The sequence below is a fragment of the Streptomyces sp. NPDC046303 genome, from assembly GCF_055588085.1.
Genome location: NZ_JBVJFA010000016.1, coordinates 169,775 through 185,154 on the forward strand (window position 1 = coordinate 169,775; position 15,380 = coordinate 185,154).

Below are 15,380 nucleotides of genomic sequence, written 5' to 3' on the forward strand. Positions count from 1 at the left end.
GTGGCTGCCCGGAGCAACGCGCGCAAGCGCGCTTTCCAGATCCTTTTCGAGGCCGACCAGCGCGGGGTGCCCGTGCGCGAGGTCCTCGCGGACTGGATCCGCCACGCTCGGTCGGACGACCGGCAGCCGCCGGTCAGCGCCTTCACGATGGACCTCGTCGAGGGGTACGCCGACAAGGTGAACCGCATCGACGACCTGATCGTCACCTACGCCGTGGACTGGGACCTCGACCGCATGCCGGTCGTGGACCGCAACATCCTGCGGCTCGGCGCCTACGAGCTGATCTGGGTGGACGACACCCCGGACGCCGTGGCGATCGACGAGGCCGTCCAGCTGGCCAAGGAATTCTCGACGGACGAATCCCCGTCGTTCGTGAACGGGCTGCTGGCCCGCTTCAAGGAGTTGAAGCCGAACCTGCGCCGCGCTTGACCGGCGGCTGTTCGACCGAGCGGAGGGCCCGCAGCGCACGCGCTGCGGGCCCTCCGCTGTTCCCTCCGCTTTCGTCCCGGCCCCTCGCGCACGAACGGCGGGTGCCGGACCCGTGAGGGCCCGGCACCCGCCGGTAAACGTTTCTGCTGGGACTGGCGGCGACTAGATGTCCTCGTGCGCCACGGCGCGACGGGCATCCGCGTCCAGCACGCCCCAGCTGATCAGCTGCTCGGTGAGCACCGAGGGGGACTGGTCGTAGATGACGGCCAGGGTGCGCAGGTCGTCCTGGCGGATCGACAGCACCTTGCCGTTGTAGTCGCCGCGCTGGCTCTGGATCGTCGCCGCGTAGCGCTGGAGCGGGCCGGCCTTCTCGGCGGGCACGCCCGCCAGGCGCTCCAGGTCGAGACGCAGCTTCGGCGGCGGCTCGGCCGCTCCGCCCGGAGTCGTGCCCGGCAGCAGTTCCTGCACCGGCACCCCGTAGAAGTCCGCCAGCTCGGCAAGGCGCTGGACGGTCACGGCACGGTCTCCGCGCTCGTAAGAACCGACCACCACGGCCTTCCACCGGCCCTGGGACTTCTCCTCGACACCATGGAGGGAAAGGCCCTGCTGGGTGCGGATGGCACGGAGCTTGGCCCCGAGCTGTTTGGCGTATTCGCTGGACATAACGCTCCCGGACGCTGTGACGCTGTGACTGCTTGGGACACTGCGACTACGTAACTACGTGCGGCTCCGCCGCGCGGCTGGTAACTCACTGTGAGGTTACGCAGCGTTACTTGGGTGCGTCAAGCCGAATGCTCTCGCCCGTCCCCCCGCGAGCGCGCTCAGGGGGCCGTGGGAGCCGCCGCGTCCCAGCCCCGGTGCGGTTCACCGGCGACCCCCTGGTACCGTGGGACGCGTACATCAGACGTCCTTTAAGGTCCGTCCCGTGAGGCGGAGAAGGAGGTCCTTTTCATGGACGCTCAGAACGCACAGGCTCAGTCCGCACCCCTCGCCGATCCCGCGCGCTCCGTGCTGGAGGCGCAGGACATCGCCCGGGTCCTGACCCGCATCGCCCACGAGATCGTCGAACGCGCCAAGGGCGCCGACGACGTGGTGCTCCTCGGCATTCCCACCCGCGGCGTCTACCTCGCCCGCCGGCTGGCCGCCAAGCTCGAAGAGATCACCGGCACCAAGATCCCGGTCGGCTCCCTCGACATCACCATGTACCGCGACGACCTGCGCCTGAAGCCCGCCCGCGCGATCGGCCGCACCGAGATCCCCGGCGACGACCTCGACGGCCGCCTCGTCGTCCTCGTCGACGACGTGCTCTTCTCCGGCCGCACCATCCGCGCCGCCCTCGACGCCCTCGGCGACCTCGGCCGCCCCCGCGCCGTGCAGCTCGCCGTCCTCGTCGACCGCGGCCACCGCGAGCTGCCCATCCGCGCCGACTACGTCGGCAAGAACCTCCCCACGTCGCTGCGGGAGACCGTCAAGGTCCAGCTCCAGGAGGAGGACGGCCGTGACGCCGTGCTGCTCGGCCAGCGGACCGCCCAGGCAGCCGGGCAGTAGCCCGTACGAACGAACGGGCCCTCCCCCCGGCCACCACTGCTGGGAGGTACCCCCAGGCGGGGGCCCGCGCCGAAGTCTGCCCTGCCCCGAACCCTGCCTGCCCTCCTGACCTACGGAGCCATCCAGATGAAGCGCCACCTCATCTCGGCCGCCGACCTCACGCGCGACGACGCCGTCCTGATCCTCGACACCGCCGAGGAGATGGCCCGCGTCGCGGACCGGCCGATCAAGAAGCTGCCCACCCTGCGCGGCCTCACCGTCGTGAACCTCTTCTTCGAGGACTCGACCCGCACCCGCATCTCCTTCGAGGCGGCCGCCAAGCGGCTCTCCGCCGACGTCATCAACTTCTCCGCCAAGGGCTCCTCGGTTTCCAAGGGCGAATCCCTGAAGGACACCGCCCTGACCCTCGAGGCCATGGGCGCCGACGCCGTCGTCATCCGCCACCACGCCTCGGGCGCCCCCTACCGGCTCGCGACCTCCGGCTGGATCGACTCCGCCGTGGTCAACGCCGGGGACGGCACCCACGAGCACCCCACCCAGGCCCTGCTGGACGCCTTCACCATGCGCCGCCGCCTGGTCGGCCGCGACGCCGGCCTCGGCAAGGACCTGAACGGCCGCCGCATCACCATCGTCGGCGACGTCCTGCACAGCCGCGTCGCCCGCTCCAACGTCCAGCTGCTCCACACCCTCGGCGCCGAGGTCACCGTGGTGGCCCCGCCGACGCTGGTCCCGATCGGCGTCGAGAGCTGGCCCTGCGAGGTCTCGTACAACCTGGACGAGGTGCTGCCGAAGTCCGATGCGGTGATGATGCTGCGTGTGCAGCGCGAACGCATGAACGCCGCCTTCTTCCCGACCGAGCGCGAGTACTCCCGCCGGTACGGGCTCGACGGCGACCGCATGGCGAAGATGCCCGAGCACGCCATCGTGATGCACCCCGGCCCGATGAACCGCGGCATGGAGATCACCGCCGAGGTCGCCGACTCCGACCGCTGCACGGCCGTCGAGCAGGTCGCCAACGGCGTCTCCACCCGGATGGCCGTCCTGTACCTCCTGCTGGGCGGATCCGAGCCCGCCGTCACCACCACCGCCGCCCGTACCGAGGAGAGCAAGTAACCATGAGCAAGATCCTGATCCGTGGCGCGAAGGTGCTCGGCGGCGAGGCGCAGGACGTCCTGATCGACGGCGAGACCATCGCCGAGGTCGGACAGAACCTGTCCGCCGAGGGCGCGACCGTCATCGAGGCCGGGGGCCAGGTCCTCCTCCCCGGTCTCGTCGACCTGCACACCCACCTGCGCGAGCCCGGCCGCGAGGACTCCGAGACCGTCCTGACCGGCACCCGCGCCGCCGCCTCCGGCGGCTACACCGCGGTCTTCGCCATGGCGAACACCTTCCCGGTCGCCGACACCGCCGGCGTCGTCGAGCAGGTCTGGCGCCTGGGCAAGGAGTCCGGCTACTGCGACGTGCAGCCCATCGGCGCCGTCACCGTCGGCCTGGAGGGCAAGCAGCTCTCCGAGCTGGGCGCCATGCACGACTCCGCCGCCCGGGTCACCGTCTTCTCCGACGACGGCAAGTGCGTCGACGACGCCGTGATCATGCGCCGCGCCCTGGAGTACGTGAAGGCCTTCGGCGGCGTCGTCGCCCAGCACGCCCAGGAGCCCCGCCTCACCGAGGGCGCCCAGATGAACGAGGGCGTCGTCTCCGCCGAGCTCGGCCTCGGCGGCTGGCCCGCCGTCGCCGAGGAGTCGATCATCGCCCGCGACGTGCTCCTCGCCGAGCACGTCGGCTCCCGTGTCCACATCTGCCACCTCTCCACCGCCGGCTCCGTCGAGATCGTCCGCTGGGCCAAGTCCCGCGGCATCGACGTCACCGCCGAGGTCACCCCGCACCACCTCCTCCTCACCGACGAGCTCGTCCGCTCGTACAACGCGGTCTACAAGGTCAACCCGCCGCTGCGCACCGAGCGCGACGTGATGGCCCTGCGCGAGGCGCTCGCCGACGGCACGATCGACATCGTCGCCACCGACCACGCCCCCCACCCGCACGAGGACAAGGACTGCGAGTGGGCCGCCGCCGCCATGGGCATGGTCGGCCTGGAGACCGCGCTCTCCGTCGTCCAGCAGACGATGGTGGAGACCGGACTGCTCGACTGGGCGGGCGTCGCGGAGCGGATGTCCTTCGCCCCGGCGCGCATCGGCAGCCTGGAGAACCACGGCCGTCCCGTCTCGGCAGGTGAACCCGCGAACCTGACCTTGGTCGATACCTCGTACCGTGGTGTCGTGGACCCCGCACACTTCGCCTCCCGCAGCCGCAACACGCCTTACGAGGGCCGTGAGCTGCCGGGGCGCGTCACTCACACCTTCCTGCGGGGCCGGGCAACGGTCGTGGACGGGACGCTGGCGTGACACCTGCAGTAATCCAACTGGCCGCCGAGGCCGCCGAACGACAGTCGGCGGAGGTGACCAGCTTCGGCGCCCGCATGGCGTGGGTCGTCGGCCTGGCCGTCTTCGTCGCCTTCGTGTACTGGCTGATGCGGCAGGGCTGGAAATGGCGCGGCGCCCTGCAGAACGATCTGCCGGAGCTGCCCGCCGCCCCCGACGGTCTCCCCGAGCACCGGCTGGCCCTGACCGGCCGGTACCACGGGTCCACCACTGCCGGGCAGTGGCTGGACCGGATCGTCGCCCACGGGCTGGGCCTGCGCAGCCGGGTCGAGCTCACGCTCACCGACGCGGGCCTCGACGTGGTCCGTCCGGGGGCCAACGACTTCTTCGTACCGGCCGCGCAGCTGCGCGGCGCCCGCCTCGACAAGGGAATCGCGGGCAAGGTACTCACCGAGGGCGGTCTGCTCGTCGTCACCTGGGCGCACGGTGACCAGCTGATCGACTCCGGATTCCGCTCCGACCGCGCGGCCGAGCACGCCGCCTGGGTCGAAGCGATCAACCTCATGAACTCATCCGACTCATCCATCACGACGGAAGGCGCCGAACGATGACGACCTCCACCAGGGGAGCAGCCAAAACTCCCGCCGTACTTGTCCTGGAGGACGGTCGGATCTTCCGCGGCCGCGCCTACGGCGCCCACGGGGAGACCTTCGGCGAGGCCGTGTTCTCCACCGGCATGACCGGCTACCAGGAGACCCTCACCGACCCGTCGTACCACCGCCAGGTCGTCGTGATGACCGCCCCGCACGTGGGCAACACGGGCGTCAACGACGAGGACCCCGAGTCCTCCCGCATCTGGGTGTCCGGCTACGTCGTACGCGACCCCGCCCGCGTCCCCTCCAACTGGCGCTCCCGGCGCTCGCTGGACGAGGAGCTGGTCGCGCAGGGCGTCGTCGGCATCTCCGGTGTCGACACCCGCGCCCTGACCCGCCACCTGCGCGAGCGCGGCGCCATGCGCGTCGGCATCTTCTCCGGCAACGCGATCGCCGACGACGGCATGCTGCTGGCCAAGGTCCGCCAGGCCCCCGAGATGACGGGCGCCAACCTCTCCGCCGAGGTCGCCACCAAGGAGACGTACGTCGTCCCCGCCGCCGGTGAGAAGAAGTTCACCGTGGCCGCCGTGGACCTCGGCATCAAGGGCATGACCCCCCACCGGATGGCCGAGCGCGGCATCGAGGTGCACGTCCTGCCCGCCACCGCCACCCTGGAAGACGTGTACGCGGTCAACCCCGACGGCGTGTTCTTCTCCAACGGCCCCGGCGACCCGGCCACCGCCGACCACGCGGTCTCCCTGATGCAGGGCGTCCTGGAGCGCAAGACCCCGCTGTTCGGCATCTGCTTCGGCAACCAGATCCTGGGCCGCGCGCTCGGCTTCGGCACCTACAAGCTGAAGTACGGCCACCGCGGCATCAACCAGCCCGTCCAGGACCGCACCACCGGCAAGGTCGAGATCACCGCGCACAACCACGGCTTCGCCGTGGACGCGCCGCTCGACAAGGTCTCCGAGACCCCCTACGGCCGCGCCGAGGTCTCCCACGTCTGCCTCAACGACAACGTGGTGGAAGGTCTCCAGCTGCTCGACCAGCCGGCCTTCAGCGTCCAGTACCACCCCGAGGCGGCTGCCGGCCCGCACGACGCCGCGTACCTCTTCGACCGTTTCACGTCTTTGATGAACACCGCCCAGATGGAGGCCGAGCGTGCCTAAGCGCACCGATATCCAGTCCGTCCTGGTCATCGGCTCCGGCCCGATCGTCATCGGCCAGGCCGCCGAGTTCGACTACTCCGGCACCCAGGCCTGCCGCATCCTCAAGGCCGAGGGCCTGCGGGTCATCCTGGTGAACTCCAACCCGGCGACGATCATGACCGACCCGGAGATCGCCGACGCCACGTACGTCGAGCCGATCACCCCCGAGTTCGTCGAGAAGATCATCGCGAAGGAGCGCCCCGACGCGCTGCTCCCCACCCTCGGCGGCCAGACCGCGCTGAACACCGCGATCTCCATGCACGAGCAGGGCGTGCTGGAGAAGTACGGCGTCGAGCTCATCGGCGCCAACGTCGAGGCCATCAACAAGGGCGAGGACCGCGACCTCTTCAAGGGCGTCGTCGAGGCCGTCAAGGCCAAGATCGGGTACGGCGAGTCCGCCCGCTCGGTCATCTGCCACTCCATGGACGACGTCCTCGCGGGCGTCGAGACCCTCGGCGGCTACCCCGTCGTCGTGCGCCCCTCCTTCACCATGGGCGGCGCCGGCTCCGGCTTCGCCCACGACGAGGAAGAGCTGCGCCGCATCGCCGGCCAGGGCCTCACGCTCTCCCCGACCACCGAGGTGCTCCTGGAGGAGTCCATCCTCGGCTGGAAGGAGTACGAGCTCGAGCTGATGCGCGACACCAAGGACAACGTGGTCGTCGTCTGCTCCATCGAGAACTTCGACCCGATGGGCGTCCACACCGGTGACTCGATCACCGTCGCCCCGGCGATGACCCTCACCGACCGCGAGTACCAGCGGCTGCGCGACATCGGCATCGCGATCATCCGCGAGGTCGGCGTCGACACCGGCGGCTGCAACATCCAGTTCGCGATCGACCCGGTCGACGGCCGCGTCATCGTCATCGAGATGAACCCGCGCGTCTCCCGCTCCTCGGCGCTGGCCTCGAAGGCCACCGGCTTCCCGATCGCCAAGATCGCCGCCAAGCTGGCCATCGGCTACACGCTCGACGAGGTCCCCAACGACATCACCGAGAAGACCCCGGCCTCCTTCGAGCCGACCCTCGACTACGTCGTGGTCAAGGCCCCGCGCTTCGCCTTCGAGAAGTTCCCGGCCGCCGACGCCACCCTCACCACCACCATGAAGTCGGTGGGCGAGGCCATGGCCATCGGCCGCAACTTCACCGAGGCGCTCCAGAAGGCCCTGCGCTCCCTGGAGAAGAAGGGCTCGCAGTTCACCTTCGTCGGCGAGCCCGGCGACAAGGCCGAGCTGCTCGCCACCGCCGTCCGCCCGACCGACGGCCGCATCAACACCGTCATGCAGGCCATCCGCGCCGGCGCCACCCAGGAAGAGGTCTTCGAGTCCACGAAGATCGACCCGTGGTTCGTCGACCAGCTCTTCCTCATCAAGGAGATCGCCGACGAGCTGGCCGCAGCCGACAAGCTGCACCCCGAGCTGCTCGCCGAGGCCAAGCGGCACGGCTTCTCCGACGCCCAGATCGCCGAGATCCGCGGCCTGCGCGAGGACGTCGTCCGCGAGGTCCGGCACGCGCTGGGCGTCCGCCCGGTCTACAAGACCGTCGACACCTGCGCCGCCGAGTTCGCCGCGAAGACCCCGTACTTCTACTCCTCCTACGACGAGGAGAGCGAGGTCGCCCCGCGCGAGAAGCCCGCGGTCATCATCCTGGGCTCCGGTCCGAACCGCATCGGCCAGGGCATCGAGTTCGACTACTCCTGCGTCCACGCCTCCTTCGCCCTCAGCGACGCCGGCTACGAGACCGTGATGGTCAACTGCAACCCGGAGACCGTCTCCACCGACTACGACACCTCCGACCGCCTGTACTTCGAGCCGCTGACGCTCGAGGACGTGCTGGAGATCGTCCACGCCGAGTCGCTGGCCGGTCCCATCGCCGGTGTCGTCGTCCAGCTCGGCGGCCAGACCCCGCTCGGCCTCGCCCAGGCGCTGAAGGACAACGGCGTACCCGTCGTCGGCACCTCGCCGGAGGCCATCCACGCCGCCGAGGACCGCGGCGCCTTCGGCCAGGTCCTCGCCGACGCCGGACTGCCCGCCCCCAAGCACGGCACCGCCACCACCTTCACGGGTGCGAAGGCCATCGCCGACGAGATCGGCTACCCGGTCCTCGTCCGGCCGTCCTACGTGCTCGGCGGCCGCGGCATGGAGATCGTTTACGACGAGGCCCGCCTCGAGTCGTACATCGCCGAGTCCACCGAGATCTCCCCGACCCGCCCCGTGCTGGTCGACCGCTTCCTCGACGACGCCATCGAGATCGACGTCGACGCCCTCTACGACGGCACCGAGCTCTACCTCGGCGGCGTCATGGAGCACATCGAGGAAGCCGGCATCCACTCCGGCGACTCGGCCTGCGCCCTGCCCCCGATCACCCTCGGCGGCTACGACATCAAGCGCCTGCGCGCCTCCACCGAGGCCATCGCCAAGGGCGTCGGCGTGCGCGGCCTGATCAACATCCAGTTCGCGATGGCCGGCGACATCCTCTACGTCCTGGAGGCCAACCCGCGCGCCTCCCGGACCGTCCCCTTCACCTCGAAGGCGACCGCCGTCCCGCTCGCCAAGGCCGCCGCCCGCATCTCGCTCGGCACCACCATCGCCGAGCTGCGCGCCGAAGGCCTGCTGCCGAAGACCGGCGACGGCGGCACCCTGCCGCTCGACGCGCCGATCTCCGTCAAGGAGGCCGTCATGCCGTGGTCGCGCTTCCGCGACATCCACGGCCGCGGCGTGGACACCGTCCTCGGCCCGGAGATGCGCTCCACCGGCGAGGTCATGGGCATCGACTCCGTCTTCGGCACGGCGTACGCCAAGTCGCAGGCCGGCGCCTACGGCCCGCTGCCCACCAAGGGCCGCGCCTTCATCTCCGTCGCCAACCGCGACAAGCGCTCGATGATCTTCCCGGCGCGCGAGCTCGTCGCCCACGGCTTCGAGCTGCTCGCCACCTCCGGCACCGCCGAGGTACTGCGCCGCAACGGCATCAACGCCACCGTGGTGCGCAAGCTCAGCGAGGGCGAGGGCCCGAACGGCGAGAAGACCATCGTCCAGCTGATCCACGACGGGCAGGTCGACCTGATCGTCAACACCCCGTACGGCACCGGCGGCCGCCTCGACGGCTACGAGATCCGCACGGCGGCCGTGGCGCGCAGCGTCCCGTGCCTGACCACGGTCCAGGCCCTCGCCGCGGCCGTCCAGGGCATCGACGCACTCAACCACGGCGACGTGGGCGTCCGCTCCCTCCAGGAGCACGCGCAGCACCTGACCGCGGCCCGCGACTAAGCAGCCCGAACAGCCCGGACACGGGGAGGGGGACACCGGTTTCACGACGGTGTCCCCCTTTCCATGAGCGCAGAGGGATCCTCTCGACGATGTACAAACTCTTCTTCAACCTGGTCTTCAAGCGGATGGACCCGGAGCAGGCCCACTACATGGCCTTCCGCTGGATCCGCCTCGCCGCCCGGACCCCCGTGCTGCGCACCTTCGTCGCGGCCTGGCTCGCCCCGCGCTTCAAGGAGCTGCGCACCGAGGCACTCGGCCTGCGGATGCACGGCCCCTTCGGCCTCGCGGCCGGCTTCGACAAGAACGCCGTCGCCATCGACGGGATGTCGATGCTCGGCTTCGACCACATCGAGATCGGCACCGTCACCGCCGAGGCGCAGCCGGGCAACCCGAAGAAGCGCCTCTTCCGGCTCGTGCCGGACCGCGCGCTGATCAACCGGATGGGCTTCAACAACGAGGGCTCGGCGGCCGTCGCGGAGCGCCTGGCGACCCGTACGCCCGTCTTCAAGACGGTCGTCGGCGTCAACATCGGCAAGACCAAGGTCGTGCCCGAGGAGGAGGCGGTGGCGGACTACGTCGCCTCGACCGAGCGCCTCGCCCGGCACGCCGACTACCTCGTCGTGAACGTCTCCTCGCCGAACACCCCGGGCCTGCGCAACCTCCAGGCGACGGAGTCCCTGCGCCCGCTCCTGTCGGCCGTACGCGAGGCCGCGGACCGGGCCGTGCCGGACCGCCGGGTCCCGCTCCTGGTCAAGATCGCCCCGGACCTGGCCGACGAGGACGTCGACGCGGTCGCGGACCTGGCCCTGGAGCTCGGCCTGGACGGCATCATCGCGACGAACACCACCATCGCCCGCGAGGGCCTCGGGCTGACCTCCCCGCCCGAGCTGGTCAAGGAGACCGGCGGCCTGTCCGGCGCCCCCGTCAAGGAGCGCTCCCTGGAGGTCCTGCGCCGCCTGTACGCCCGTGTGGGGGACCGGCTGGTCCTCGTGGGCGTCGGCGGCATCGAGAACGCCGAGGACGCCTGGCAGCGGATCCTGGCCGGCGCGACGCTGATCCAGGGCTACAGCGCCTTCGTCTACGAGGGCCCGTGCTACGCCCGCGCCATCCACAAGGGCCTGGCGGCGCGCCTGGCCGACAGCCCGTACGCGACGCTCGCCGAAGCGGTGGGCGCCGAGAACCGAAAGGCCGCCAAGTGAGCACTGTGACCCCCTTCGGCACCCGCCTGCGCGAGGCGATGGACACCCGCGGCCCGCTGTGCGTGGGCATCGACCCGCACGCGGCGCTGCTGGCGCAGTGGGGCCTGGCCGACGACGTGGCCGGCCTGGAGCGCTTCTCCCGTACGGTCGTCGAGGCGCTGGCGGACTCGGTGGCGGTCTTCAAGCCGCAGGCTGCCTTCTTCGAGCGGTTCGGCTCGCGGGGTGTCGCGGTGCTGGAGCAGACGGTCGCGGACGCCCGTGCCGCGGGCGCGCTCGTCGTGATGGACGCCAAGCGCGGCGACATCGGCTCGACGATGGCGGCGTACGCCGCGGCCTTCCTGGACCCGGCCTCGCCGCTCTTCTCCGACGCGCTGACCGTGTCCCCGTACCTGGGCTACGGCTCGCTGGAGCCGGCGGTGGCGCTGGCGCGGGAGTCGGGGGCGGGGCTCTTCGTCCTGGCCCTGACCTCCAACCCGGAAGGGGCCGAGGTGCAGCGGGCGGTACGCGCGGACGGCCGGTCGGTCGGGGCGACGATGCTGGCGCACCTGGCGGCGGAGAACGCGGGCGCCGCGCCCATGGGCTCCTTCGGGGCCGTGGTCGGCGCCACGCTGGGCGACCTGTCCTCCTTCGACCTGGACATCAACGGGCCGCTGCTGGCTCCCGGCATCGGGGCGCAGGGGGCGACGGCGGCGGACCTGCCCGCCGTGTTCGGCAAGGCGGTGGGCAATGTGGTGCCGAACGTGTCGCGCGGTGTGCTGAAGCACGGGCCGGATGTGGCCGCCCTGCGGGCGAGCGCGGCCGCCTTCGCGGACGAAATCCGGGCCGCCGTCTCGGCGGATCGGAAGGTTTGACGAAAATCGAACGTCTTTCACCGGACAAAACAGGGGTATTTTGTCCGTGATGTACGGTTCAGTGGAGGCTGACCAGGACTTTTCGTCCGTTCTCGCTGACTGGAGCGGTCATGGCCGCTAGTCTCCGAGCAGAGTGAACGCGCAGCGAACGAGCAATACCGCTGTTCGGGAGCTCGCAGGTGTGGTGCCCTCGGGTTCCCCACCGGTCCGTATCCGACAGTTCGACATCCGAGGTGACGTAGGCGTGGCTCTTCCGCCCCTTACCCCTGAACAGCGCGCAGCCGCGCTCGAAAAGGCCGCCGCGGCTCGCCGGGAGCGGGCCGAGGTGAAGAATCGACTCAAGCACTCCGGCGCCTCCCTCCAGGAGGTCATCAAGACGGGCCAGGAGAACGACGTCATCGGCAAGATGAAGGTCTCCGCCCTGCTGGAGTCCCTGCCTGGCGTGGGCAAGGTGCGCGCCAAGCAGATCATGGAGCGCCTCGGCATCTCCGAGTCCCGGCGTGTCCGAGGTCTCGGCTCCAACCAGATCGCCTCTCTGGAACGTGAGTTCGGCACTCCCGCCGGCTGACGCGCCGCCCTAAGTCCTTCCGGCGTTCTCAGGCAGTCTCTGGAACCTGGATAATCGCTCTATGGCAGCAGAGGTTCGTCCGCGGCTGACCGTGCTCTCCGGCCCCTCGGGGGTCGGCAAGAGCACGGTCGTCGCGCATATGCGCAAGGTCCACCCGGAGGTCTGGCTCTCGGTGTCGGCCACCACCCGCAAGCCGCGGCCCGGTGAGCGACACGGAGTCCAGTACTTCTTCGTCAACGACGACGAGTTCGACAAGCTGATCGCCAACGGCGAGCTGCTGGAGTGGGCCGAGTTCGCGGGCAACCGCTACGGCACACCGCGCGGCGCGGTACTGGAACGCCTGGACAACGGCGAGCCCGTACTGCTGGAGATCGACCTCCAGGGCGCACGGCTCGTCCGCGAGTCCATGCCCGACGCCCAGCTGGTCTTCCTGGCCCCGCCGAGCTGGGACGAGCTGGTCCGCCGGCTCACCGGCCGGGGCACCGAATCGGCCGAGGTCATCGAGCGCAGGCTCGACACGGCCAAGGTCGAACTCGCTGCCGAATCGGAGTTCGACAGCACCCTTGTCAACACCTCCGTCGAGGACGTAGCACGTGAGCTGCTAGCCTTGATGAACGTTGTCTGATCGTCGATCGATGTTCCTGAGTCGATCAGTACCCGATCGCCACGATCCTTTTCCCATCTTCGGAAGGTAGAGCGTGTCCTCTTCCATTACTGCGCCCGAGGGCATCATCAACCCGCCGATCGACGAGCTGCTCGAGGCCACGGACTCGAAGTACAGCCTCGTGATCTACGCGGCCAAGCGCGCGCGTCAGATCAACGCGTACTACTCGCAGCTCGGTGAGGGCCTGCTCGAGTACGTCGGCCCGCTGGTGGACACCCACGTCCACGAGAAGCCGCTTTCGATCGCGCTGCGCGAGATCAACGCGGGTCTGCTGACCTCCGAGGCCATCGAGGCCCCGGCTCAGTAAGGCACCGAGATTCCTTTCACCACAGGCCCGGCAGAACATCTGCCGGGCCTGTGGTGTGTCATGGGTAGGTACGAGGACCAGAGTCGAAGGGGAGTGTGCGGTGGCTAAGCCGAAGGTCGTGCTGGGGGTGAGCGGCGGGATCGCCGCCTACAAGGCGTGCGAGCTGCTGCGCCGGCTGACCGAGTCCGGGCACGACGTACGGGTGGTGCCCACGGCGGCCTCCCTGAACTTCGTCGGCGAGGCCACCTGGGCCGCGCTGTCCGGGAACCCCGCCTCCACCGAGGTGTGGGAGACCGTCCACGAGGTGCCGCACGTGCGCATCGGGCAGGAGGCCGACCTCGTCGTGGTCGCCCCGGCCACCGCCGACATGCTGGCCAAGGCCGCCCACGGGCTGGCCGACGACCTCCTCACCAACACCCTGCTCACCGCCCGCTGCCCGGTGGTCTTCGCCCCCGCCATGCACACCGAGATGTGGGAGCACCCGGCCACCCAGGAGAACGTCGCCACGCTGCGGCGGCGCGGGGCCGTGGTCATCGAGCCCGCCGTGGGCCGGCTGACCGGCAAGGACACCGGCAAGGGCCGGCTGCCCGACCCCGAGGAGATCTTCGATGTGTGCCGCAGCGTCCTCGCCCGCGGCGCGACCCCGCCGGACCTCGCCGGACGGCACGTGGTGATCAGCGCGGGCGGCACCCGCGAACCCCTGGACCCGGTCCGCTTCCTCGGCAACCGCTCCTCCGGCAAGCAGGGCTACGCCCTCGCCCGCACCGCCGTCGCGCGGGGCGCCCGGGTCACCCTCGTGGCGGCCAACACCGCGCTGGCCGACCCGGCCGGGGTGGACGTCGTCCGGGTGGGGACCGCCGTACAGCTGCGGGAGGCGGTCCTGAAGGCGGCGGCCGACGCCGACGCCGTGGTGATGGCCGCGGCCGTGGCCGACTTCCGGCCCGCCGAGTACGCGGGCGGGAAGATCAAGAAGAAGGACGGGCAGGAGCCCGCGCCGGTCGCCCTCGTGCGCAACCCCGACGTCCTCGCCGAGATCTCGGCCGACCGGGGCCGGGAGGGGCAGGTCGTCGTGGGCTTCGCCGCCGAGACCGACGACGTCCTGGCCAACGGCCGGGCCAAGCTCCTGCGCAAGGGGTGCGACCTCCTCGTCGTCAACGAGGTCGGCGAGACCAAGACCTTCGGTTCGGAGGAGAACGAGGCCGTGATCCTGTCCTCCGACGGGTCTGAGCTGCCCGTCCCGCACGGTCCGAAGGAAGTCCTCGCGGACCTGGTGTGGGACCAGGTGGGCGCGCGCCTCCCTGCGCGACGCGCCTGACCCGCCTCCCTTCTCCTCGCCACCTCCGTACGCCAGAATGGAGTGCCGCAGGTCACACGGCTCCCATAAGGCGAGACGGGTGGACCGGCGAACGGTGGCAACCGATAAACTGCATTCGGAACGTGATCAGGCGCAGCCTCTGGTGTGGTTCCAACAAATGATCAGCCAGCAGCCGCTGCAACCCCAGGGAGCGTTGTGTCCCGTCGTCTGTTCACCTCGGAGTCCGTCACCGAGGGCCACCCCGACAAGATCGCTGACCAGATCAGCGACACGATCCTCGACGCGCTCCTCACCGAGGACCCGACCTCGCGCGTCGCCGTGGAGACCCTCATCACCACGGGCCTCGTGCACATCGCGGGAGAGGTGACGACGAAGGCCTACGCGCCGATCGCGCAGCTCGTCCGCGACAAGATCCTCGAGATCGGCTACGACTCCTCGAAGAAGGGCTTCGACGGCGCCTCCTGCGGCGTCTCGGTGTCCATCGGCGCGCAGTCCCCGGACATCGCGCAGGGTGTCGACACCGCCTACGAGAAGCGGGTCGAGGGCGACGAGGACGAGCTGGACAAGCAGGGCGCCGGCGACCAGGGCCTGATGTTCGGCTACGCCTGCGACGAGACCCCCGAGCTGATGCCGCTCCCGATCCACCTGGCGCACCGGCTCTCCAAGCGGCTCTCCGAGGTCCGCAAGAACGGGACCATCCCCTACCTGCGCCCCGACGGCAAGACCCAGGTCACCATCGAGTACGACGGCGACAAGGCGGTCCGCCTGGACACCGTGGTCGTCTCCTCGCAGCACGCCTCCGACATCGACCTGGACTCGCTGCTCGCTCCGGACATCCGCGAGTTCGTCGTCGAGCACGTGCTGGCCCAGCTCATCGAAGACGGCATCAAGCTGGACACCGAGGGCTACCGGCTGCTGGTGAACCCGACCGGCCGCTTCGAGATCGGCGGTCCGATGGGTGACGCCGGCCTCACCGGCCGCAAGATCATCATCGACACGTACGGCGGCATGGCCCGCCACGGCGGCGGCGCCTTCTCCGGCAAGGACCCGTCGAA

General features: G+C 70.2%; 15 protein-coding genes. 14 read left to right on the forward strand and 1 reads right to left on the reverse strand.

The genetic code is table 11. The features are described from left to right. The gene (gene nusB / locus ACZ6I1_RS19125; protein WP_469288587.1) at positions 1 to 429 is read left to right on the forward strand and encodes a transcription antitermination factor NusB; all 429 of its coding nucleotides are present in this window, start codon (positions 1 to 3) and stop codon (positions 427 to 429) included. A 162-nt stretch (positions 430 to 591) separates the two neighbouring features. Here the strand turns inward: nusB and bldD are convergent, their stop codons facing one another. Further along, a complete protein-coding gene (bldD, locus tag ACZ6I1_RS19130; RefSeq protein WP_007263032.1) occupies positions 592 to 1,092 on the reverse strand; it encodes a transcriptional regulator BldD in 501 nt (166 codons plus the stop codon). A 288-nt stretch (positions 1,093 to 1,380) separates the two neighbouring features. On the opposite strand from bldD, the gene pyrR reads away from it, so the two are divergent. The 13 genes from pyrR to metK all read left to right on the forward strand — a co-directional run. Further along, complete coding sequence (pyrR, locus tag ACZ6I1_RS19135; protein ID WP_469288589.1) at positions 1,381 to 1,977, forward strand: bifunctional pyr operon transcriptional regulator/uracil phosphoribosyltransferase PyrR; 597 nt, start codon at positions 1,381 to 1,383, stop codon at positions 1,975 to 1,977. A 126-nt stretch (positions 1,978 to 2,103) separates the two neighbouring features. Next, a complete protein-coding gene (locus ACZ6I1_RS19140) occupies positions 2,104 to 3,090 on the forward strand; it encodes an aspartate carbamoyltransferase catalytic subunit (RefSeq protein WP_243631571.1) in 987 nt (328 codons plus the stop codon). A 2-nt stretch (positions 3,091 to 3,092) separates the two neighbouring features. After that, the gene (locus ACZ6I1_RS19145) at positions 3,093 to 4,379 is read left to right on the forward strand and encodes a dihydroorotase (protein ID WP_469288591.1); all 1,287 of its coding nucleotides are present in this window, start codon (positions 3,093 to 3,095) and stop codon (positions 4,377 to 4,379) included. Continuing rightward, complete coding sequence (locus tag ACZ6I1_RS19150) at positions 4,376 to 4,966, forward strand: PH-like domain-containing protein (protein ID WP_469288593.1); 591 nt, start codon at positions 4,376 to 4,378, stop codon at positions 4,964 to 4,966. Before ACZ6I1_RS19145 ends, ACZ6I1_RS19150 begins: the two co-directional genes overlap by 4 nt. Further along, positions 4,963 to 6,120, forward strand: a complete 1,158-nt coding sequence (gene carA / locus ACZ6I1_RS19155) for a glutamine-hydrolyzing carbamoyl-phosphate synthase small subunit (protein WP_469288595.1) — start codon at positions 4,963 to 4,965, stop codon at positions 6,118 to 6,120. Before ACZ6I1_RS19150 ends, carA begins: the two co-directional genes overlap by 4 nt. Then, the gene (gene carB / locus ACZ6I1_RS19160; RefSeq protein WP_469288596.1) at positions 6,113 to 9,421 is read left to right on the forward strand and encodes a carbamoyl-phosphate synthase large subunit; all 3,309 of its coding nucleotides are present in this window, start codon (positions 6,113 to 6,115) and stop codon (positions 9,419 to 9,421) included. Before carA ends, carB begins: the two co-directional genes overlap by 8 nt. Before the next feature lie 89 nt (positions 9,422 to 9,510). Beyond that, positions 9,511 to 10,620 carry a quinone-dependent dihydroorotate dehydrogenase gene (locus ACZ6I1_RS19165; RefSeq protein WP_469288598.1) on the forward strand — a complete coding sequence of 370 codons (1,110 nt, stop codon included), beginning with the start codon at positions 9,511 to 9,513 and terminating at the stop codon, positions 10,618 to 10,620. Continuing rightward, positions 10,617 to 11,471 (forward strand): orotidine-5'-phosphate decarboxylase, encoded by an 855-nt coding sequence (pyrF, locus tag ACZ6I1_RS19170; protein WP_469288600.1) that lies wholly within the window; start codon positions 10,617 to 10,619, stop codon positions 11,469 to 11,471. Before ACZ6I1_RS19165 ends, pyrF begins: the two co-directional genes overlap by 4 nt. Positions 11,472 to 11,715: 244 nt before the next feature. Then, entirely contained in the window at positions 11,716 to 12,039 is a 324-nt protein-coding gene (locus ACZ6I1_RS19175) for an integration host factor (protein WP_008740406.1), read from the forward strand. A 61-nt stretch (positions 12,040 to 12,100) separates the two neighbouring features. Next, positions 12,101 to 12,664: a guanylate kinase gene (gene gmk / locus ACZ6I1_RS19180; protein ID WP_469288602.1), complete on the forward strand. Its 564-nt coding sequence runs from the start codon at positions 12,101 to 12,103 to the stop codon at positions 12,662 to 12,664. Between the two features lie 73 nt (positions 12,665 to 12,737). Beyond that, positions 12,738 to 13,010: a DNA-directed RNA polymerase subunit omega gene (gene rpoZ, locus ACZ6I1_RS19185; protein ID WP_004948662.1), complete on the forward strand. Its 273-nt coding sequence runs from the start codon at positions 12,738 to 12,740 to the stop codon at positions 13,008 to 13,010. A 100-nt stretch (positions 13,011 to 13,110) separates the two neighbouring features. After that, positions 13,111 to 14,325, forward strand: coding sequence for a bifunctional phosphopantothenoylcysteine decarboxylase/phosphopantothenate--cysteine ligase CoaBC (gene coaBC, locus ACZ6I1_RS19190; protein ID WP_469288604.1), 1,215 nt, complete (start codon positions 13,111 to 13,113; stop codon positions 14,323 to 14,325). A 195-nt stretch (positions 14,326 to 14,520) separates the two neighbouring features. After that, positions 14,521 to 15,380 (forward strand): methionine adenosyltransferase (gene metK / locus ACZ6I1_RS19195; protein WP_469288606.1); only part of this gene is annotated, 860 nt, incomplete at its 3' end.